Source organism: Candidatus Kuenenia sp., from assembly GCF_027493735.1.
Classification (GTDB): Bacteria; Planctomycetota; Brocadiia; order Brocadiales; family Brocadiaceae; genus Kuenenia; species Kuenenia stuttgartiensis_A.
The window spans coordinates 203,285-222,960 of record NZ_JAOSKF010000012.1; the positions used below are offsets into that span (position 1 = coordinate 203,285).

Here is a 19,676-nt window from a genome sequence, read left to right on the forward strand (position 1 = left end):
CCATGCTGCAAGCCTCATCGCGGCGGGTTAAAAACGTGACGTTTGGTTATGATATTAGCTTTAATTTATCTTGTCAAGCAAATATAAAGGGCGTATAAACACACAATGTTGATTATGCTGCCGGAAAGTGTTTTCATGTTTTTTATTTCTAGTTTGGTTCTGGCTATGCCGGCTTAGGAATTTCAAACTTGTAGAACGAAGCGGTTGCTTCGTTACGAACGAAGATAAATGAGGATGAATATGAATATGGTTATAAAAATTTTATACAGGGTAATCCTTTTTTGTACACTTACAGTAAATATGTTACCTCACCATGCCTTTGCAAAAGAGGCTGTGCCGGTATCAGTCAGGGATGTAAGCTTTTCTCCTGAAAATTTTTTTGAACTTTCGGAGACAGGCTTTGATAAGGAAAAGGTACATTTCAATAAGGGGTGGATTGGCATCTTTATGGAAAATGAAAAGGACAAAGGCATTTTGGTTGTAGAAACAACAAAAGGTTCTCCGGCAGAAAAGGCAGGCATGAAAACGGGAGATATTATAACAAAGATTAACAATGAACCTCTTGTCGATAATGAAGGGAAGAATTTAATCAGGTTCAAAAATAGTATAGAAACTATGGGCGCCGGAGCCGTTCCGACACTGACGGTCTTAAGGGATGGCAATGTAATTGAGTGCAGGCCGGAGCTTATCGCAAAACTTTTAAAAAATGTGAAAAAACCCGTTAGTCTCCCTGTTTTATCCCCGAAAACATTTTTAACCCAAGGTGCCAAAAAAGGACAAGGGCAATCGTTTATGGACTTTGTAATGGAAAACAGGGCATATAGAAAAATGTGCAGCGATACTATTCAAAGAATAGGGGAGGAAGTTTACGTAAGGGAAGGATATCAGACAAATGAAGCATCAAATCCGTTTCGTTTGTCCATAATAGATTATTCGCTGCAAAATCCAATGAATACGTATGAAACCGGTAAAATTATCCGGGATCTTTTTCTGGAAGAAAGCATTGCCGGCCAGGTGCTGTCTGCGGCAAAGTTATTAGATGTTGAATTTTCAGAAAGAGAAGAAATAAACCATGAGGGGGACTTGCAGGCAAGCATACAAAGGCTCATCAATGATATTGTCCCCTGTGTTTCGCTTATCAAGGAAGTGTTTGACGCTTTAACAGAGGATGAGTTTGATTTTTTGTATCAATCCGCTCAAAAAATATGGGTTCAGGAAGAAACTATTGAGCCATCCGATATGGCAAGAGTGCTTGAGTTGTCTCAAAAGGTTGATCTTTCAGGATTATTTGAAGCCGTAACACTGATGCTGCACAGGATTGAAGATATAAAAAAATATGACGGCGATCTGACGCAAACGGCTTTACAGCCGTTTACCCTGCCAGCATTCCTCCAGGGTGCAGATAACATTAAAATTCCTTCCGGTAAAGAAGCAGGGGGAGACGATGACTATGCCGGCGATGTTTTACTGGTGCAGGATACAAGCATAGGGAAGATCGTCATCGGTGGAACCGGCGCTACCTATTATTATAATGATGCAGCGGTCATCGTGGATCTTGGCGGAAATGATTATTATTCTAATAATGCAGGCGCATCGGGTAAAGAAATACCCGTTTCCGTTTGCATTGATTTTTCAGGTAATGACACGTATAATGCCGCAAAATCATTTGTTCAGGGAACCGGCAGATTTGGAATTGGTATTCTTGAGGATGTTAAAGGTGATGACAAGTATTTGGGACGGGATTTTGCGCAGGGAGCAGGTTTATTTGGAGTAGGGCTATTACTAGATAATGAAGGCGATGATTTCTATAGCGGAAATGCGTTGAATAGCGGGGTTGGTTTTTTTGGATTGGGACAATTGATAGACGCCAATGGTAACGACGTTTATTTCAGCCGCCAGTTTTCGCAGGGAGTCGGGTTTACAAAAGGAATAGGGATATTGGAAGATGATAATGGAAACGATTTTTATTTTACCGGCGGAAAATACCCTGATTTCAGGGATCCTGAAAAATCCTTTCAATCCATGTCGCAGGGAATGGGCATGGGCATCAGACCTGAAACTACCATAGTGGGGGCTTCCGGTGGCATAGGGATATTAATAGATAAAAAAGGCTCGGACAGGTATTATGGCGACTATTTCTCTCAGGGCAGCGGATATTATTTTTCAATGGGGTTATTGTTTGATTCCGAAGGGAGCGATACCTACTATGCAAGCCGCTATGCCCAGGGCGCCGGCATACATTCTGCAATTGGAATACTGGGGGATAACGGGGGTGACGACAAATACGAGTGTTCTTTTGGCGTTTCGCAGGGGTGTGGGCACGATACCGGCATAGGGTTTCTTGTTGATACCATGGGGAATGACATCTATACGGGCGAAATCGTCTCGCAGGGGGCGGGCATGGAGAAGGGTATCGGAGTGTTGGCGGATTTTCAGGGAGATGACGTTTACCGGGCAAAGGACAGCAGCCAGGGTTTTTCCTTTCCGTCAAAAACAGAAGAAATCACCGGCATAGGCATGCTGCTTGACAACCAGGGAGAGAGCGACGTCTTTTGTGATGTTGTACGGGGGGATTCCCTCTTTTACAGGGCAAATGGCGGCCTTCTCCTAAACAAAAAGTAAGTAGGGGCGAAGCATATGCCCTATTCAGTACTATTTTTTTGAAGTGGGGAATGCATATCGCAAAAACAGGATAAAATTGCCCATTTGACCCAACCTGTGTGCAACGGTTATGCGGCGATTCACCACACAATCACCAATACCTGTTTACCGCTTTGCTATCGATTATTTACAAACCAGACAGAATAATCATCCAGCAACTGATAGTTCTTCAATTTCTCATCTGTTGCTTTCAGCTCCGCTAATGGTAAAGTGAATTTCTTCTTATCTGAGACTCGCTTCAAATTGACCAAAATCCCCACCCATTCATCTACTTCAGTTGCTAACGAGAGCATATCGTACTTATCAGTATAAGAGGGTTTGGTCTTTTTTAGCTTCTCATACTCCTTTTGGTCTCCTGGACCAATCACATAATACTCTTCCCAATCAAAATCTTCGATGCCGGTTAGCTCACATGGCAATTCGATATGCTCCTTTAAGTAGGTCAGATATGTCGCTAAAGATTCTTCCGTGACATCTGGAATCTCACCACCAAAGATGAAACCAATTCTTTCGTCTTGCTTATCAATCTCTGTCATTTTTCTCCTCCAATTTTATTAAATCCGTAGAATATTCTGGCTCATTTTTTCCACAAGCCTGTTGCAAGCCTCTTTGTATAGATGACCATCCAGTCTTACCGCTCTTCATCCAAGTGCTTCGGCAAAACAGTTATGATGAGTTTTGTATCTGGTTCAATGTCAAATGGTTCATCTAAAAGTATTTTTTTGCCATCAAAATGAGCTTTTAAATTAATTGTCTTCATAAAAATCCCCTAAATAATTCAGCCGTTTTTACTTTATCTTACGTTTTACTATTTCTATGGTTTTAAGACATTTTTATTTCTTCTGCCAAACGCTGCGCACATGATAATAAAACCGACCTGGATTGCCACAAATAAAATAAATGCGGTAATCGTTAATTTGCCGTATATTCCGCCCATTATAAACTCCAAAAATGTTAAAATTCCTGAGATGGCATAGCCAAGAACCAAACAAACAAGAAATAAAAAATACGAAATACGGGGTGCATTCCCGATTTTTTGTGACTTCCGCCTGTTTTAATAAAACGTACAGTAGTGTTAACCCTGACAGGGTTTCAAACCCTGTCAGGGTTGTTTTGCTCCAACTCCATGAACGCTTACAAAAAATCGGGAATGCTCCCGAAATACGAAACAAATCCGAATAACAAAGTATAAAATTCAAAACAAATCCAAAACATCCCTGTCTGCATGAGATCACGCACAGGCAGGCAATAATATGAAGCACGAAAAGCGAGATACGAAAGATACTCTCGTTTAGAATTTCAAATCATTTTGTCATTAGAAGTTGTTTCGGATTTCGTGTTTAGTATTTTGGATTTTCACAATTGCAGTGACCACAGATTTTGTACGATTAAAATCCACTGATTATTAACCCCCCATATCTCTATCTGCCTGAAGACCCGGCACGTCGCTACTAAATGATGCCCACGGCGTCTTTGTGCAGCCAGCCCCTTCTTATTTCCTTATCCTCTTTTTTATCAGCATCAGCCCGCAGGGGATCTCCCTGTTTTATACCTACATGCACATATACCTTATACCATTGCCCTTTTACTTGTTCAATGACACATTCCGCCCCTTCGTGAATTTCATATTTCGTTTCATATTCTTCCCCTGGACCATACCGCACCAAACAATTTTTTGCTATTATCACTCCGTGATCAATGCCCCGTTCCACGTACATTTTTATTCCCAGCGATACAACAGCGATCAGCAATCCAACCGCGAAGCCTACGATAAGACGTTTCAACCATCTATATTTTAAAATCACCAACGCAATAAGTAACAACATGGTCATTACATAAATTAATACCGAAAAGACCGCGAGTCCACTCTGATTCAAGAGGAAAAACCAGAAAAATATCCGTTGAATGACTGCCGGCGTCTCATGAATAACCTCTTTGTCTTCGATGGAGTTTTTTGCCAGTCTCAGGTTTGCTTTAATCTCTGCGTTTCCCGGCATCAACCTCTCGGCTTTTCGATAGTTTAAAATTGCTTTGCCCACTTCTCCCAAACGATAGTAAGTATTTCCGAGGTTATAGTGAATCTGGCCGTGCCGAAAACCTTTGGAAAGGATTATCTCATACTGTAGCGCGGCTTCTTCGAGTTTTTTATTTGCTTCCGGAAGTTTCTTTTCCGCTATGAGCTTCATGGCCTGCAAATGGTCTTCGTTTGCAGCGGTAAACATTTTTATCACCTCATCCTTCAAAAGGGCATCTGCAAATGCCACCCCTCCGAAAATAAACAGTATAACAAAAATGAATATTTGGAATTGTGTTCGAATCATAGTTGTTTCTCCAATTTTGTAATGAGCTGCGCTGCAACCTTTAAAGAGTTTTCCCTCTCATTTATCGTGCCGGCGTCGCTGGAAAACCTGCGGTAATCAAAATCAGACAGGCATTGGGCTACTTCAGCAATGACGTCATCCGAAACTCTGTTATTTCGCAGCAATTCCTCCACTTTTCCACCCGACGCGCTTGCGGCGGGAATATTGAATTTATCCGCAAGGTATTCGGTAATTCCCCTGGAAAGGTATGCATAAAACATGGGGGATGAATCCCCAAAAAGCGCAGATTGCGCAAGGGTGAGTCTTTTGTTTGCCACGGAACGTGCCCTTCTGTTTCTCGCATAACCGATATCCGTTTGAAGACGGTCTTTATGCCGTACAACAAAAAAAGTGGTTGCCAGGGCAATAGCGGGAAGAAAAAGGCCTCCTACGATGAAGGGGTTTTTATAGAGAGGATTTCCCTGATTCTTCAAAGAAGAAAGATTGGTCATGATGGGGAGGATATCCTGTGTTAGCAACTGTACCTGCCGCCGGGAAGACGGCGATTTTTCCAGAGAGTGTGCCAATTGAATGGGTATTTCCTGTTCCCATGAATCCACCGTGATAGGAATCGGTTCTTTTGTAATTGTTTTATATTGATTTTCACGAGGATCGAAATAGCTGAATACGATTGCAGGGATGTTTCTTACCTCTGTATTTTGTGGTTCAATTACCTTGCTGAATACTTTTCTGCCGCGAAGAACTTCTTCTCTATTGGTAATTTGTGTAGTTGCTTCTGCGGGATAAACCTTAAAATCTTCGTCATTATTGAATGCCAGCTCAGGTTCATTTATGGTCTGAATATACCCGTCTCCATATACAGAAATAGACAATGTTATCGGGTCTCCTATCCTTACCCGGGATGTTTTAACGGAAGCTTCCATATTAAAATTTCCCACGGCGCCTTTAAATTCCTTTGGTTTTCCGTCTTCCGGCAAAGGTTTTATTTTTAAGAGAACAGGGTTTGTTGTCCTTTCTACGGGATATTTCCTTTGTCCACTGCCAAAAAAGTCATCAAAAAATGAATCGTTAAAAAAATCATCAAACGGCGTCCCCCTGCGATTCCTCTGTTCCTGAACAATTAAGTTACATTTTACTTTTGCCGGCGTTATTGCCAATTCTCCAGACACTATTGGAAATATCGCGGTGCGCAGTTCCAGTACACTATAGAGTATGCCATCCCTTACTACTTCATATTGGCGCTGGTCACCCAGTTTTTCTTCCATAAAATTTCTTGTAGCAGGCGCAGTGTAATCAATATCAGCAACCGGCAATCCTTTCTGGAAATAGAGCCGGAAGTAAAGGGTTACCTGTTCATATAAATATGCCGCATCTTTATCCGTATACAATTCCACAAAAACCAACTTATCAAGATCAATCGTTTTTGTGCCTGTGGAAGGTTTTGATTCTATCACTTCAATATTTATCGGATTTGAGGTATATTGCCTTCCGTTGTGCGTCAGAGTTGATGAGCCGATGGTGTATTTGCCCTTTGCAACGGGTTGCAACATATAGGTGTATCCCTTGCTTATCGATACCTCCCCGTTGATTATTCGCGTCTGTGCGGTAATTTGAGGTCCATACAACACGCTAAAGCCTTCTATTTCCGGGAATGTTGGCTGAGATACATCCTGTGCGCCGTAGACGGTCAATGTGAGTTTCAACTTATCGTCCAATGTTAATATGTTTTTATCTACCGTGACGGTTAAACCAATCTCCGAGGCATATACCTTTTCCATGCCTCCGAAAATAATTGCCAGTAACATAAAAAGCCAAACAAAGCCTGTAAGTTTCTTCATTTTAAAATATTTCCTATACCAAATAAATTCCTATTTACCGCTCCACTCTGAATTAGCACCTTATCAGTAATTTCTTTGCACACTTCCATTCGTCAGTGCGTGCTTTTTGGCAAAACATTTAATGGTAAAATCCGAAATGCGAAACAAATTCTAAAATCCTCCCTCTCAACCCCCTCCAAAAGGGGAAAATGTCCCCTGCTGGCGGGGGTGCAGGGGGTGGAATTGAAATTTAGAATTTGTTTCGTATTTCGTGCTTCATATTTTTTATCTAGTATAATGTTTAATTAAAATATCTACATTGATACCGTCATTGCGAGCGACAGCGAAGCAATCTTAAGTCTTTTAGGAACAAGAGATTGCTTAGTCGCTCCACTCCTCGCAATGACATTTTTTTAAGTACACATTTTAACGAAACGATGTATTAGTACTTTTTTGGTTCCGGCTTTACCAGCTTAGGAATTACCAGTCTTTTTCTACCGACCTGTGTGGCTGGTGTTGTTTTTCTCTGTTTACTGGTCTCGCCTCTTTTTCAACCTGATTCAACGCATCAAGAATACGCTCCGCTTCTTCTTTCGACATTTGTCGATTTCCCTCTTCCTGGGTTTGCGCATCCTGCTGCTGTGTAGGAGGTTTATCTTTCTGCTGCTGCTGCTGCTGCTGCTCTTCATTCGCGTGAGAAGGTTGTTCATTCTCCTTGTTTAAATCTTCTTCCTGCTTATCTTCGGATGGCTGGTTACCTCCATCCGGTTCTTGTTCCTTACCCTCTTGTTCTTTATTTTCAGCAGATTGATCATCGCCTTCGTTCTGGTCATTTTGCTGTTCCTGTTCACTTTGTTTATGTTCTTGTTCCTGTTCCTGTTGATTATCCTGCCCCTGTTGTTGCTGTTCCTCTAATTTTTTTTCGACAAATTCATGATTATACATTGCATCGTTTTTTAATTGTTCAAGTTCACCGCCTTTTTTTGGTGCTATTTCATCAATAATATCAACCGTTTTTTTATACCAGTCTAATGCCTCGCCCATCTTCCCCTGCTTATAGAGTGTGTTTCCTATGTTAAAACTGGTTTTCGCCTGCATTTCCGGGGTTCCCGTTTTCAGCACCTTCTCAAATGATTTAAGTGCTTCATCGTATTTACCCCGCTTGTATTGCGTATCAGCAACATTAAAACTCAATTGCGGAACATCTGGGGAATCTACCTGTACGTTAAGATATTTTTCCAGGGCTTGGTCATAATTTCCGTTTTTATAGAGTTCATTTCCCTGCCGGACCTGATCGGCAAAGGGGTCTATCCAGCCGAGAAACAACCAACCGCTTATAATGAAAGGCAGCACATTCGTCATAGAATCCTTTTTTCTCTCAAGAGTATTTCGTTTCTTTCACAAAACATTCGAGGCATATGAAAATAATGGCAAAGAAAAGGGGGATCTGAAACCGGTTTACATATTTTTTAACCCTTTGTGTCTTGTAAACAGACCCTTCTATTTGTGCGAAGCTTTCATTATAAATCTTCGCCAGTCCCCATTTAGTACCATATGCGGGTGTATAAAGTCCGCCTGTTTCAAGCGCTATTTTATTCAGGGTTATTTCGTCCAGCCTTGATTTTACTACCTGCCCATGTGCGTCTTTTAATAAAGTCTCTTTTCCCTGTTCATCAATGATTTTGATGTACGACCCTTCTTTTTTGCCAACGCCGACCGTATAGATGACTATCCCCTTTTCTTTTGCTTTACTTGCCGCTTTTAATGGATCGGTTTCGTGGTTTTCCCCATCGGTAATTATTATCATTGCTTTATGGTTGTTCTCGTTTTCGCCAAAGGCGTCGATGCCCTTATAAATCGCCTCGGCTATTGCAGTCCCGCCTACGGGGATAATGTTTACATTCAAATCATTCAAAAAAAGCCGGAATGCGCTATAATCAGAGGTGAGTGGACAATAAGTAAACGCCCTACCCGCAAATGCAATCAACCCGACACGGTCGCCTTCCAGTATTTTCAACAGGTCTTCAATTTCCCGTTTTGCGACTTCCAGGCGGTTTGGTTTTACATCATCTGCCAGCATACTTCGGGAAGTATCAACCGCAATCATAATATCAATGCCCTTTTTTTCCACCTCTTCCCAATGATATCCCCATTTGGGCTCTATGAGTGTGATGATAAGAAAGAGGACTCCAATAATCATCAGAACAGCCTTGAGCCATTGTTTTTTTCTGCTAAGGGAAAAGCCTGCCATCTTCAACAGATCGAGACTGGCAAACCGGTTTAAATCTCTCATTCTTCTTTGAAAGAAGAGTATATACCCTATAGCCAGAACAGGTACAATGAAAAGCAGGTATAAGTAATTAAGATTGCCGTATTGCATATGTGGTAAATTGTATTCCCGATATAATAGTTTTGTTTTCTGTAGTATGTGTAAAAACAGGCACAGTTATTAAGGAATTTTCCTTAATTTTGTTTTTTTCAGGCACAATTCAATCAATAAACACCCAAATGCCGGAAGCAGAAAATAATGAAACAATTCCTTGTATTCCTTGTAATGGGTTATTTCCGTTTCTGTTTTTTCGAGCGCATCTATTTGCTGGTAAATTTCTTTGAGCGACCCCGTATCGGTAGCCCGGTAATACCGGCCTCCGGTAATATTTGCTATTTCCGCCAGGCTTTCATCATCAATATCTATCTTTACCTGTCTCATCACCCTGTTTCCAAATAAATCTCTTGCAGGATAAGGGACCAATCCCTTTGACCCTGCCCCGATCGTATAAATTTTAATATTAAATGCCTGTGCAAGTTCCGCTGCGGTAAGAGGGTCAATTTGCCCTGAATTATTTCTGCCGTCCGTTAAAAGCACAATCACCTTGCTTTGTGCTTTTGTATTTCTCAAACGGTCTACAGAGGAAGCAATCGCAGAGCCGATTGCTGTGCCGTCTTCAAGTAGCCCAATCTCTGTTTTTTCCAAAAACTGCAGTAATATCCCATAGTCGAGCGTTAAAGGGCATTGTGTGTAGGCATTAGCCGAAAATACCACCAGGCCGATAGGGTCGGTTGAGCGTTTGTTTATAAAATCCTTTACCACCTGCTTTACCACATACAAACGGTTCTGGCGTTTGCCGTCCATCTCGAAATCTTCCGCCAGCATACTTCCTGAAATGTCCACGGCGAGAACAATGTCTATCCCTTCTGTCTTTACCTTTGTTTGTTCATTGCCTTGCTGCGGACGCGCTAATGCAATAATACATAATGCAATAGCCAGCGAGCGTAAAACAACAATGATGTGGCGATACCTTTGTGCAAGTGAAGGTTTTAATTTTTTTAGATTTCTTATTGAAGAAAAAATCAGCGGATGTGTTCCCTTTTGCCGGAAATAAACATACAACAGAAAGGGAATAATAACCAGTAACAGTAGTAATAAAGGGTCTCGAAGAATCATTTAAAACAACATATCATGGAAAAACGTATTAATAATATAAATTAAATATACGGTAATAGTTTGGTTTTTGAAAATGTAAAAATGCTCGTTCTCAGGCTGGAGTTTGGGAACGGGACAGATAACACCCCTCCCAGGCCCCTCTCGATAGAGAGGATTTAGCAGCATGCATGAAGGTTTTTAATATCCCGGCGATAGTTTAATGCTTTCTTGCTTTGCAATTGCATCCCATAGGGCATTTTCTTCTATATCATTTGCCGAAAGAGCATCGACAAAAGCCTGGTACGCCTCATTTGTTGACTTCAATAGTTCTTCCGCTCCCTTTTCCGTATAGAAATACCTACTAATAAGCGTTTCCGATTGCTTGTATATCCTGGCGCCGGCAAGATCTCTTTGGTCTCCCATATCTACTTCGTATTCAGCCAGTACCCCTCTGTTTACATAGTAAAGATTCAGGCAAGCCCTGGCATTTTTCAAATCTAAAAAATGAATCCTCTCTTTTTTTGCCAGGATTTCCTTAATTTCCGGAGTGCCATAAATTCCCCAGATTATTTGCATATTCCTTTTAAGTCTGTTCGTTTTTTCCGGGGAGAATACCGCTGCATGCTCACGGGAAGGTCTCCTTTCCTTTTTACCACTAAGCTCTTTTTCACGACTTAAATATGTTTCCATAAATTTTTCCGGCGCTTTTACCATTTTTCATCCTTTTTAAAAAGGTTAACGCGATACAAAACAGTAATTAACGACACATCTGCTATTATCATTTCGCATCAACAATCACGGCCTCTTCTTTTTTCCCTTCCCCTTCGCTCTTTGTTTCGTCTACCAACCGCCTTGCAAGATGGTATGTTTCCTGACTTTCCAATAAAGAAGGGCCGTATTTTGCATATTTTACACAGTCACATTTCTCAAGAAATTCCTGAATATATTTTTTATGAGCGGTATTTAATTTATTTGTATATGCCATTTCAACCAGGAATTCTTCCGTAGTACGTTCGGGGGCGGACAATCCAAACCGGTCTTCTATATAATGCCGCAAAATATTGGTAATGCGGTAATAATATTCTTTTACCAGACCTTTCCCGACAAGGTCTTCTTTTAATAATATCTCAAGCAATTCATAAGCTGTCTCATGTGGCAGCTTCTTTGCTGCTACTCTTGTTTGAACACGCTTTCCGCCCTTTTGCTTTTTCAATATCCGGTAGGCGAGCATGAACAGGGCAATTGCCGCAACTCCTGCAAAAATCCATTGTAGTAAACGCGCATAGTTTGTGTCAATGCCGAGAGGAGGGGCAATGTCACGAATGTCAGTGATCTCTTCACCTTCTTTTATCATGCCTTTGATGTTTATTTCAAGTTCATTTGTAGCAACTTCCCCCTCTCCGTAACCTTCTGCATGGTATTTTATTTTTATTGGCGGAATTATTTGCAGCCCGGTTTTGTAAGAACGCAAAATATAGCGGCGTTCAACAATCCTGTCCCCCTCTTTTCCTCCGACGGCTTCCTTTGTCTCGCCCGCATCTTTTACAAAAAATTCTCCGATACGGTCTCCGGGATCGGGTATTGTAACATTTACACCAACAGGACTCTTTGCCTGAATTATTACGTTTATTTTGTCGCCAATCGTCACATCGCTTTTCTCAACACTCGCTGCAACCTCAATCGGTACGTTATTAAGGTCGCCCGATTCGCTTGCCTGGATTGCGCTCCAGGAAAGTAAGGTATATACTGCTGCCATTAGTACTATAAATAGTCTATAAAGGGGCATAAAGCGCTTTATGTTGGGCATATAACTACCATGTGAAAAGATTTTAAATCCTCTTCTCTCTTATTCTGAAAAAACGAATTATGGGTTCTACGTAATTTTTTTGAGTATTAACGACAACTTCATCAACACCTGTTGAACGAAATAATTGAGACCGTTCTTCTTTTTGCCGTAGGGCCATCATGCTATACTCTTTTCTTGCACTTGAATTCGAGGTATCTGTTATTATTCTCTCGCCTGATTCCGCATCCTCTAATTCGATAAAACCTACATTGGGCAATTTCTGTTCTCTCGGATCAATAATATTAACCGCGATCACATCATGTTTCTTATTTGCGGTTCTTAATGAACGCGCATAAGCATTTTCTTCCGCAATGAAGTCAGACACGATAAAGGTAATCGTCTTTCGGGAAGCAATCTTATTTAAGTAGTCCAGCGCCATGGCGATGTTCGTGCCTTTTCCCGACGGCTTTGAACACAAAAGTTCCCGAATAACTTTGAAGACGTGTTTTGCCCCTTTTTTCGGAGGTATGAATTTCTCGATTTTATCCGTAAACATAATAACACCCACTTTATCATTGTTTTTAATTGCAGAAAAGGCAAGGAGAGAGCATATTTCTATTGCCACTTTATTTTTTAAATATTTTACCGAGCCGAAATTTTCTGACGCGCTTACATCCACCAGAAGCATTACGGTTAATTCCCGTTCCTCAACAAAGCGTTTAATAAAGGGGCGTCCCATGCGTGCCGTCACATTCCAGTCAATCATCCGTATTTCATCTCCGGGCTGATATTCGCGCACCTCCTCGAATTCAATACCAACTCCTTTGAAAATACTGTGGTACTCGCCCACTAACGCTTCATTGACAAGGCGGCTTGTGTGAATCTGGATCTGACGAATTTGTTTTAAAACATCTGCTGAAATCATGTCTGTTAATTAAGGAACTTCCACGTTATCAAAAATTTTATTAATAATATCTTCCGGCCGTATTTCTTCTGCCTCTGCTTCATATGTTATGATTATTCTATGCCGGAGGACGTCCATTCCTATAGATTTTACGTCCTGAGGAGTGACAAATCCCCTACCCTTGAGAAACGCGTGCGCCTTTGCCGCTAATGTCAGATTTATTGTTGCACGCGGAGACGCTCCATATTCAATGAATTGATCCAAATCCAGGTTATACGTCTTCGGTTCTCTGGAGGCAAAGACAATATCTATAATATAATCTTTAATCTTGTCGTCGATGTAAATCCCGTCCACCACCGTGCGTAACCGTAAGATATCGTTCGGAGAAATTACCGGATTTACCTTAATATCGCTTTTGGTGGTAGCCATACGCTCTAATATTTCACGTTCCTCTTTTTTGTCAGGATACGTAATATTCAATTTCAGCATAAAACGGTCCAACTGTGCTTCCGGCAGCGGATACGTGCCTTCGTGCTCAATTGGGTTCTGAGTTGCCAATACCAGAAACGGTTCCTCCAGTTTAAACGTCTCATCGCCAATGGTAACCTCCCGATCCTGCATGGCCTCTAAAAGTGCGCTTTGCACCTTCGCCGGAGCGCGGTTTATCTCATCCGCCAGCACGATATTCGTAAAAACCGGTCCCTTGCGAACGGTAAATTCACCGCTCTTGGGATTGTAAATAAGCGTGCCAAGCAAATCCGCAGGCAGTAAATCAGGGGTAAATTGTATCCTTTGAAAGGAGGCATGCATTGCTTTTGCGAGGGTCATAATGGACATTGTCTTTGCCAATCCGGGAACACCCTCTAATAAAACATGTCCGTTGGAAAGCATCCCGATTAATAATCTCTCGATCAGGTATTTTTGTCCTACAATTACCTTACCTACCTCGTACAGAAGGGTATTTATTAAATCACTTTCCGCCTTTACCCTTTCTGTAATACTTCTAACACCAGAATCCATTTATTCCTCCATAGCAAATTCATCTTTCGTTTATAAGATATAAAGTAAATTAGCGAGAATTTATTTTGATTATAAATCAGTGTAAATAAACAAAAATTGTCCCCTGATTTGTTCCTTCGTTATCACTACAGCGACATTTTATTATTAAGTCCTGCACAAAGTCGGCAGGGCATTAACCCTGTCAGGGTTATTTCTTTCATAGGCAGGTTATGAAACATATATCTACCAAGAAATCGTTGCAACATCTGAAATAAAAATGTCGCTGTGATGTTGTAAATCAGACCTATTTTGCAAACATAAAAATGTGATTATATAATAATTGTATTTGCATGTGAACATGTATTTTGCAAATATTCGCTTACGCCGGAAAGTACTTGACACCTTATGGAGTGGATGTTACGATTTTTGCTTGCGACTTCGGCCTGATATAAATCAGTATTTTCACAGAATACATTTTGAATAATTTTTTTATTAAAGTTAAAGAGTACCGTGTGTAAGGAGGATATTTTGCGCCGAAAGAGGGTCTTTATTCCGGTATTTTATTTGATAATACCTATTAATCATAATTCTTGATTGGGGGTGATGTTTTTAAGAAAAAGACTTTTCGCGATAATATCAAAAGCGAAACGTGCCTTATGAAAAATCTTAATAACAATACATTAACATTTTATTTATTGGAGGGCTTACCGTTGAAAAAACTTTTTAGTTATTGTGTTATTCCTACAACAGCAATTTTTAGTCTCTATTTTGTACAACCAAGCTTCACTGCATCTGCAAATGACGTTAAACTAATTTATAAAGATACCTGCGAATTATGCCACGGCTCTGATGGAAAAGGCTCTGAAGCTGGAAAACAATTTGGAGTGCCTGATTTCAGCGACCCTGACTACCAGAGGTCAAGAACCGACGAAGATATGAAAGAATCTATGACAAAGGGAACCAAAAATCCAAATTACGTGCCGCTCGGAGACCTTGGGGTCGATCTCTCACACCTTGACGAACTCGTTCAGATTGTACGTGGATTTAGCAAATAGGCCTTTACACAAAATGTAATAATAAAAATCAAAATGGCAAGGGCAGGGCATTCTCATGTTCTGCCCTTTTTCTTTCAACTATGGCCGATGATATTATCAAAATTGATGGTTCTTTTGGGGAAGGCGGGGGGCAAATACTGCGGACTTCGCTTTCTCTGTCAGCCATTACTAAAAAGCCTTTTGAAATACATAGCATCAGAGCCAACAGAAAAACACCCGGAATCAGCCATCAGCATTTACAGGCAATAAACGCTACCGCCAGGATTTGCAATGCGGAGGTAGCCGGGAACACCCTTCGCTCTACAACCATCAGATTTTATCCTGGTAATATCCTGCACGGAACATATTCTTTCAATATCGGGACTGCGGGTTCAATTGCCCTTGTATTACAAACGATATTCTATCCACTCAGTTTCGCAGAAGGCCCATCCACAATCACCATTACCGGCGGTACGCATGTAAGCCATAGTCCTTGTACGGATTATCTTGAGCGGCAATGGTTGTTTTTCCTGAGAAAAATGGGATATGATGCTGAAATGCAAACGACGAGAGCCGGCTTTTATCCACGTGGCGGAGGCGAAGTTGTAATGAAAATAAGTCCGTCACATACACAGCACGCCATACGAATAAAGGATAGGGGGCGTCTTCTCCGGATTAAAGGTCTCTCTGTAGTAAGCAATCTGGACACAAACATCGCAAAAAGACAACAAATGGAGGCTCAGAAACAGTTTTCAGTACAAAACATACCACATGAAATAGCCTTATTTGAAATGCCTGCAATCGGCAAGGGCACCCTGTTGCTTCTCATTGGGGAATTTGAATATAGCCAATGTTGTTATTTTAGCTTGGGTGAAATTGGCAAACGCGCTGAAACGGTAGCAGAAGAGGCGTGTAACAAACTAAACAATTTTTTAAAAACTAAAGGCGTATTCGATGAATACCTGGCCGATCAGCTTATTGTGCCACTTGCCCTGGTAAAGGAGGAAGAGACAACCTTTACCACGTCCATAATTACCAAACATCTGTTAACGAACATTGAAATTACAAAACAGTTTATCCCTATTGGTGTTACAATAACGGGCAGGATAAATGAAGAAGGTTCTATAACAATAAAACCTCTTTAACATGCGTAACAATAACGCGGATAAATGACAAAAGGGCTATGCTTTTCAATAATCGCATAGCCCTTTTGTCAAAAAAACAGGATTAATCTTTATTCAGCTACCGTGTATGTTTCGCCTCCTACAGAGCCATCATTTCCGTACACTGTTGGCATGTAAAATGTATTTTCTGCCGCCTGATCAATCTTTTGATTGCACCTCGCACATCTTCTGTTGTGCGGCCCGCGGCTAATGAATTTTTTACCGCACATTAAACAACTTCTCTCCGCCTTGTCAATAAATACGTTTTTTAAAGAAAGGCTTCTTTCGTTATATTTTTTTCTCGACTTTTCTTTTTGCTGAATGTTCATCTACTACTCCTACCCCTTCAAAATTACAATAAAAAATAAGGTACGATTATAACTCAATCTTAAAACAAGGCAACACAAAATATTGTTCCATTTGTAAAAAAATATTTTACTGTTTTTTTAATACATTGAGGTGTAATTACTTATGCCATGCTACTCTTTTGCAAATTTAATCGAAAACAGAATAAAAGATTTTCGGTGTTTTTTGCTTTTTGGCGGGCAATAATTAACCATTATTACTTAAAACGCCGGAATGCATGCGCTATCTTCTTGTAAAATAATATCTTAGAAGCATCATACATTTAAATATTTTGTCAAAAAATGTAAAGTAAGTATGATAAGGTGCTAGCGAAGGCATGTAGGCAATGATGGGTACGTTTTTATTCTGTTTTTGCTTGTATTTATACAGATGTAACGTATAATGTGAACTACAATTAACCTGAAAAAACGAATATTTTCAATATGACGGGGCGTAGCGCAGTTTGGCTAGCGCGCCTGCCTTGGGAGCAGGAGGTCGGAGGTTCAAATCCTCTCGCCCCGACCACTTATGTTTCACCTCTTTTTTAATCCCTCGCGGAACACCGCTTTAACGTAATTAATTAAGCCACCGCGAAAAGATTCTTTTTTGCTGTTCATCGGGTCTTTGTTTTCTTCATCTCTGCCTTAATTTCCTTCTTTTCTCCCTCTTCCAGATCAACCTTTGTTTTGTATTTCCTGTAGCTATTCTTTGTAGCTGTAATATTATACGTATCCGCCTTTAAATTGCCAAACTCGAAAAGTCCATTTTCATCAGAAAAGGTTTTCCTTTTAATTTTTGTAGTTTTTCCCTTCAGTGCTATCTTAGCAGATTCAACGGGGTTTTTATTCTCATCGCTCAAACTTCCCGATATTTTCCCCAAAAATGCAGATAGATCACTATCCAGTTGTGAAATAAAGGTGTCTATCTTACCGCTATAATTTGCATAAAGAACCCCACTGGTAACCGGGAAATTTGAAGCATTCGTAAATCCGGCAACATAAATATCTCCCTCCGGCCCTGTTGCCAATGCCTTGCCGCAATCATAGCCAGAGGAACCGCCAAGATAGGTGGAATCCAGCAGATCTTCCAGATTGTTGTCAAAACTGGAAATGAACGCATCTGCACCTCCACCATTAAATGAGGCGTTATAAGACCCTATTGTGGTAGGGAAATCTGAAGAATACGTACTGCCGGTTACGTAAATTTTTCCGTCCGAAACAATAACGATGGCATTCGCATGCTCATATCCGTAATTATAGTCGTACCCTTCTGAAGGATAGCCCGAACTGCCCAAAAAGGTTGAGGCAATAAGTGTTTTTAAATCATTGCTCAATTTCGATACAAAGGCATCGGAGCCAAAATTGTATGTCGTATCATATGCCTTTGTAGTTATTGGAAAATTCGAAGAAAGGGTGCCACCCGTTACATAAATATTGCCTTCAGAATCGCTTGCCATATCGCTTATATAGTCATTAAAATATCCCCCAATGTATGTGGCAGCAAGAAGGCTCGTCAGATCCTTATCAAACTTTGAAACGAAACCATCAACATCATGTTCTCCACCATTAAAGACAGCATCATACGTGCCTGAAGAAGCAGGGAAATCTGATGAGCCGGTAGTGCCTGCGATAAAAACGTTTCCTTTGGAATCGATAACAAGGGCGCTGCTATAATCACCGGAAGAACCTCCCATGAATGTTGAGGCCAAAAGACCGGTTAGTTCATTATTCAGTTTTGAAACAAAAACATCTCTGGAGCTGCCGGTCAATGAAGTTTTATAAGCGCCCGCTGAAGCAGGAAAATCAGCAGAATTTGTATCACCCGTTACATAAATATTTCCCTCTGCAGCAATTGCTATATCTCGGCTATAATCGCCAAAAGTCCCGCCTAAATAGGTAGAAGCCAGAAGATTCGTCAAATCGGTGTCAAGCCGGGAAACAAAAACATCTCCATATGAATCGTTTAACGACCCTGCATAAGCATTTTCAGTTGTTGGGAAATCGGACGAATTCGTTTCTCCAGTTACGTAAACATTCCCTTCCGGGTCTAAAAGCAAAGACCGTACTTTATCCTCTGAAGATCCGCCCAAATAAGTCGAAGCAAGAAGACTAGTTAACGTTGGATTTATTTTTGAAATGAAAACATTACTTCCTGCGCTGCCGGTATTGTATGAACCACCGGTAGTCGGAAAGTCAGACTGCAATGTATTACCGGCGATATAGACATACCCATCCCCGTCAATTGCCAAAGAACACACTTCATCGTTATCTGAACCGCCAAGATAGGTAGAAGCAAGAAGGGGGTCGATAACAAGCTCCTTCGTTTTATCATACTCATCCACTTTAAAACCATAAACCATACCGGCATCTTTCAAATGATAGCTTGCCGCCACCAGGATCTTTTTCCCATTTATTTCCTGATATGCTTCCGGCCTGGTGAACGTAACATTTCCTAACGGCGTCTCTGCCTCCAGTTGTCCTGTTTTATTAACATGTAACGAACTCGCTCCGTGTATCTTTATTCTTATTCCTTCCGCGCTGGCATTTGGTTTTACGTGGAAAAGTTTTTCTACATTGTTGCCATACGCCTTTAATACTAAATCTACTCCGTTGAAAACCTCGCCAAAACAGAGACACTCGTATGTTGGGATATTTTGTTGCCACTGCGAAGGGTCTTTATGCTTATAATAGTTAACCTTCGTAACCGAAGTTTTTTCTCCCTTTATATTAACCGTCTTTCCACCGGCCAAATGCTCCGTAAGCACGATATTCTTCATAACCAGGTTGTTCTTACTATCTGCCTTTCTCATAGTTGCAACTGTGGAGTCTTGGGAACAGGGTTCGGTTTGCGCGGTAATATTTTGCGTTTTCGTTCCTGGCCTGTCTGAAATATGCGGCAATGAATAAACTATTTCACCTTCGCTTGTCACATAAATTGTCGCGCCAAAGGTGTTGGCATAAAATTTTACCCTTGCATCTACTTGTCCTTTATTAAGAATAAAGGGTACCGTAAGCATTTGCGCTTTTTTAACTATCTCCTGATGTAATGTTTTTTGTTTACCGCTTTGGTCTGCGAAAGCTGCCGATCCCAGGAATATTATAACGGATGTTCACCCCTGCCAAAACGCATAAGTGCTTAATAAATAGTTGGTTAAGGCTGTATTTTCGTAATGCGAAATATGTAGTCACTAATATATTGTTATTATCCGACAGATATACTTGA

The 19,676-nt window shown here is 40.8% G+C and carries 17 protein-coding genes and 1 tRNA gene; 4 read left to right on the forward strand and 14 right to left on the reverse strand.

Annotated features, from left to right (window positions below):
* The first annotated feature begins 246 nt into the window (after positions 1-246).
* On the forward strand, positions 247-2,622 hold the full coding sequence (locus M5U24_RS07490) for a PDZ domain-containing protein (protein WP_157820361.1): 2,376 nt from the start codon (positions 247-249) through the stop codon (positions 2,620-2,622).
* A 155-nt stretch (positions 2,623-2,777) separates the two neighbouring features.
* On the opposite strand, the gene M5U24_RS07495 is transcribed toward M5U24_RS07490, so the two are convergent.
* The 12 genes from M5U24_RS07495 to M5U24_RS07550 all read right to left on the reverse strand — a co-directional run bounded on the left by M5U24_RS07495 (position 2,778) and on the right by M5U24_RS07550 (position 13,933).
* Entirely contained in the window at positions 2,778-3,197 is a 420-nt protein-coding gene (locus tag M5U24_RS07495; RefSeq protein ID WP_099324092.1) for a hypothetical protein, read from the reverse strand.
* A gap of 95 nt (positions 3,198-3,292) precedes the next feature.
* Positions 3,293-3,421: a hypothetical protein gene (locus M5U24_RS07500; RefSeq protein WP_261341081.1), complete on the reverse strand. Its 129-nt coding sequence runs from the start codon at positions 3,419-3,421 to the stop codon at positions 3,293-3,295.
* A gap of 54 nt (positions 3,422-3,475) precedes the next feature.
* The gene (locus M5U24_RS07505) at positions 3,476-3,598 is read right to left on the reverse strand and encodes a hypothetical protein (RefSeq protein WP_261341080.1); all 123 of its coding nucleotides are present in this window, start codon (positions 3,596-3,598) and stop codon (positions 3,476-3,478) included.
* 514 nt (positions 3,599-4,112) lie between these two features.
* On the reverse strand, positions 4,113-4,982 hold the full coding sequence (locus M5U24_RS07510) for a tetratricopeptide repeat protein (RefSeq protein ID WP_099324090.1): 870 nt from the start codon (positions 4,980-4,982) through the stop codon (positions 4,113-4,115).
* Complete coding sequence (locus tag M5U24_RS07515; RefSeq protein WP_099324089.1) at positions 4,979-6,820, reverse strand: BatD family protein; 1,842 nt, start codon at positions 6,818-6,820, stop codon at positions 4,979-4,981. Before M5U24_RS07515 ends, M5U24_RS07510 begins: the two co-directional genes overlap by 4 nt.
* Positions 6,821-7,279: 459 nt before the next feature.
* The gene (locus M5U24_RS07520; RefSeq protein WP_099324088.1) at positions 7,280-8,161 is read right to left on the reverse strand and encodes a tetratricopeptide repeat protein; all 882 of its coding nucleotides are present in this window, start codon (positions 8,159-8,161) and stop codon (positions 7,280-7,282) included.
* 16 nt (positions 8,162-8,177) lie between these two features.
* Positions 8,178-9,092 (reverse strand): VWA domain-containing protein, encoded by a 915-nt coding sequence (locus M5U24_RS07525; protein ID WP_157820360.1) that lies wholly within the window; start codon positions 9,090-9,092, stop codon positions 8,178-8,180.
* Between the two features lie 156 nt (positions 9,093-9,248).
* Positions 9,249-10,244 carry a VWA domain-containing protein gene (locus tag M5U24_RS07530; protein ID WP_099324086.1) on the reverse strand — a complete coding sequence of 332 codons (996 nt, stop codon included), beginning with the start codon at positions 10,242-10,244 and terminating at the stop codon, positions 9,249-9,251.
* A gap of 177 nt (positions 10,245-10,421) precedes the next feature.
* Complete coding sequence (locus M5U24_RS07535; protein WP_099324085.1) at positions 10,422-10,937, reverse strand: hypothetical protein; 516 nt, start codon at positions 10,935-10,937, stop codon at positions 10,422-10,424.
* A 64-nt stretch (positions 10,938-11,001) separates the two neighbouring features.
* On the reverse strand, positions 11,002-11,979 hold the full coding sequence (locus tag M5U24_RS07540) for a hypothetical protein (RefSeq protein ID WP_164994827.1): 978 nt from the start codon (positions 11,977-11,979) through the stop codon (positions 11,002-11,004).
* A 73-nt stretch (positions 11,980-12,052) separates the two neighbouring features.
* Positions 12,053-12,934 carry a DUF58 domain-containing protein gene (locus M5U24_RS07545; RefSeq protein ID WP_099324083.1) on the reverse strand — a complete coding sequence of 294 codons (882 nt, stop codon included), beginning with the start codon at positions 12,932-12,934 and terminating at the stop codon, positions 12,053-12,055.
* A gap of 9 nt (positions 12,935-12,943) precedes the next feature.
* On the reverse strand, positions 12,944-13,933 hold the full coding sequence (locus M5U24_RS07550) for a MoxR family ATPase (RefSeq protein WP_099324082.1): 990 nt from the start codon (positions 13,931-13,933) through the stop codon (positions 12,944-12,946).
* Between the two features lie 689 nt (positions 13,934-14,622).
* Between M5U24_RS07550 and M5U24_RS07555 the strand changes: the two genes are divergently transcribed.
* Positions 14,623-14,967 (forward strand): hypothetical protein, encoded by a 345-nt coding sequence (locus tag M5U24_RS07555; protein ID WP_164994828.1) that lies wholly within the window; start codon positions 14,623-14,625, stop codon positions 14,965-14,967.
* A gap of 80 nt (positions 14,968-15,047) precedes the next feature.
* Positions 15,048-16,091 carry an RNA 3'-terminal phosphate cyclase gene (gene rtcA / locus M5U24_RS07560; protein WP_099324080.1) on the forward strand — a complete coding sequence of 348 codons (1,044 nt, stop codon included), beginning with the start codon at positions 15,048-15,050 and terminating at the stop codon, positions 16,089-16,091.
* Between the two features lie 89 nt (positions 16,092-16,180).
* On the opposite strand, the gene M5U24_RS07565 is transcribed toward rtcA, so the two are convergent.
* Entirely contained in the window at positions 16,181-16,438 is a 258-nt protein-coding gene (locus tag M5U24_RS07565) for a hypothetical protein (RefSeq protein ID WP_099324079.1), read from the reverse strand.
* 463 nt (positions 16,439-16,901) lie between these two features.
* On the opposite strand from M5U24_RS07565, the gene M5U24_RS07570 reads away from it, so the two are divergent.
* A tRNA-Pro gene (locus M5U24_RS07570) sits at positions 16,902-16,979 on the forward strand.
* Positions 16,980-17,067: 88 nt separating this feature from the next.
* Here the strand turns inward: M5U24_RS07570 and M5U24_RS07575 are convergent.
* Entirely contained in the window at positions 17,068-19,470 is a 2,403-nt protein-coding gene (locus M5U24_RS07575; RefSeq protein WP_099324078.1) for an SBBP repeat-containing protein, read from the reverse strand.
* Between the last annotated feature and the right edge of the window lie 206 nt (positions 19,471-19,676).

Excerpts from the sequence above, each read along its gene's own strand:
- M5U24_RS07490 (WP_157820361.1), top strand. The coding sequence starts at position 247 with ATGGTTATAAAAATTTTATACAGGGTAATCCTTTTTTGTACACTTACA.
- M5U24_RS07495 (WP_099324092.1), bottom strand. The coding sequence starts at position 3,197 with ATGACAGAGATTGATAAGCAAGACGAAAGAATTGGTTTCATCTTTGGT.
- M5U24_RS07500 (WP_261341081.1), bottom strand. The coding sequence starts at position 3,421 with ATGAAGACAATTAATTTAAAAGCTCATTTTGATGGCAAAAAAATACTT.
- M5U24_RS07505 (WP_261341080.1), bottom strand. The coding sequence starts at position 3,598 with ATGGGCGGAATATACGGCAAATTAACGATTACCGCATTTATTTTATTT.
- M5U24_RS07510 (WP_099324090.1), bottom strand. The coding sequence starts at position 4,982 with ATGATTCGAACACAATTCCAAATATTCATTTTTGTTATACTGTTTATT.
- M5U24_RS07515 (WP_099324089.1), bottom strand. The coding sequence starts at position 6,820 with ATGAAGAAACTTACAGGCTTTGTTTGGCTTTTTATGTTACTGGCAATT.
- M5U24_RS07520 (WP_099324088.1), bottom strand. The coding sequence starts at position 8,161 with ATGACGAATGTGCTGCCTTTCATTATAAGCGGTTGGTTGTTTCTCGGC.
- M5U24_RS07525 (WP_157820360.1), bottom strand. The coding sequence starts at position 9,092 with ATGAGAGATTTAAACCGGTTTGCCAGTCTCGATCTGTTGAAGATGGCA.
- M5U24_RS07530 (WP_099324086.1), bottom strand. The coding sequence starts at position 10,244 with ATGATTCTTCGAGACCCTTTATTACTACTGTTACTGGTTATTATTCCC.
- M5U24_RS07535 (WP_099324085.1), bottom strand. The coding sequence starts at position 10,937 with ATGGTAAAAGCGCCGGAAAAATTTATGGAAACATATTTAAGTCGTGAA.
- M5U24_RS07540 (WP_164994827.1), bottom strand. The coding sequence starts at position 11,979 with ATGGCAGCAGTATATACCTTACTTTCCTGGAGCGCAATCCAGGCAAGC.
- M5U24_RS07545 (WP_099324083.1), bottom strand. The coding sequence starts at position 12,934 with ATGATTTCAGCAGATGTTTTAAAACAAATTCGTCAGATCCAGATTCAC.
- M5U24_RS07550 (WP_099324082.1), bottom strand. The coding sequence starts at position 13,933 with ATGGATTCTGGTGTTAGAAGTATTACAGAAAGGGTAAAGGCGGAAAGT.
- rtcA (WP_099324080.1), top strand. The coding sequence starts at position 15,048 with ATGGCCGATGATATTATCAAAATTGATGGTTCTTTTGGGGAAGGCGGG.
- M5U24_RS07565 (WP_099324079.1), bottom strand. The coding sequence starts at position 16,438 with ATGAACATTCAGCAAAAAGAAAAGTCGAGAAAAAAATATAACGAAAGA.
- M5U24_RS07575 (WP_099324078.1), bottom strand. The coding sequence starts at position 19,470 with ATGCTTACGGTACCCTTTATTCTTAATAAAGGACAAGTAGATGCAAGG.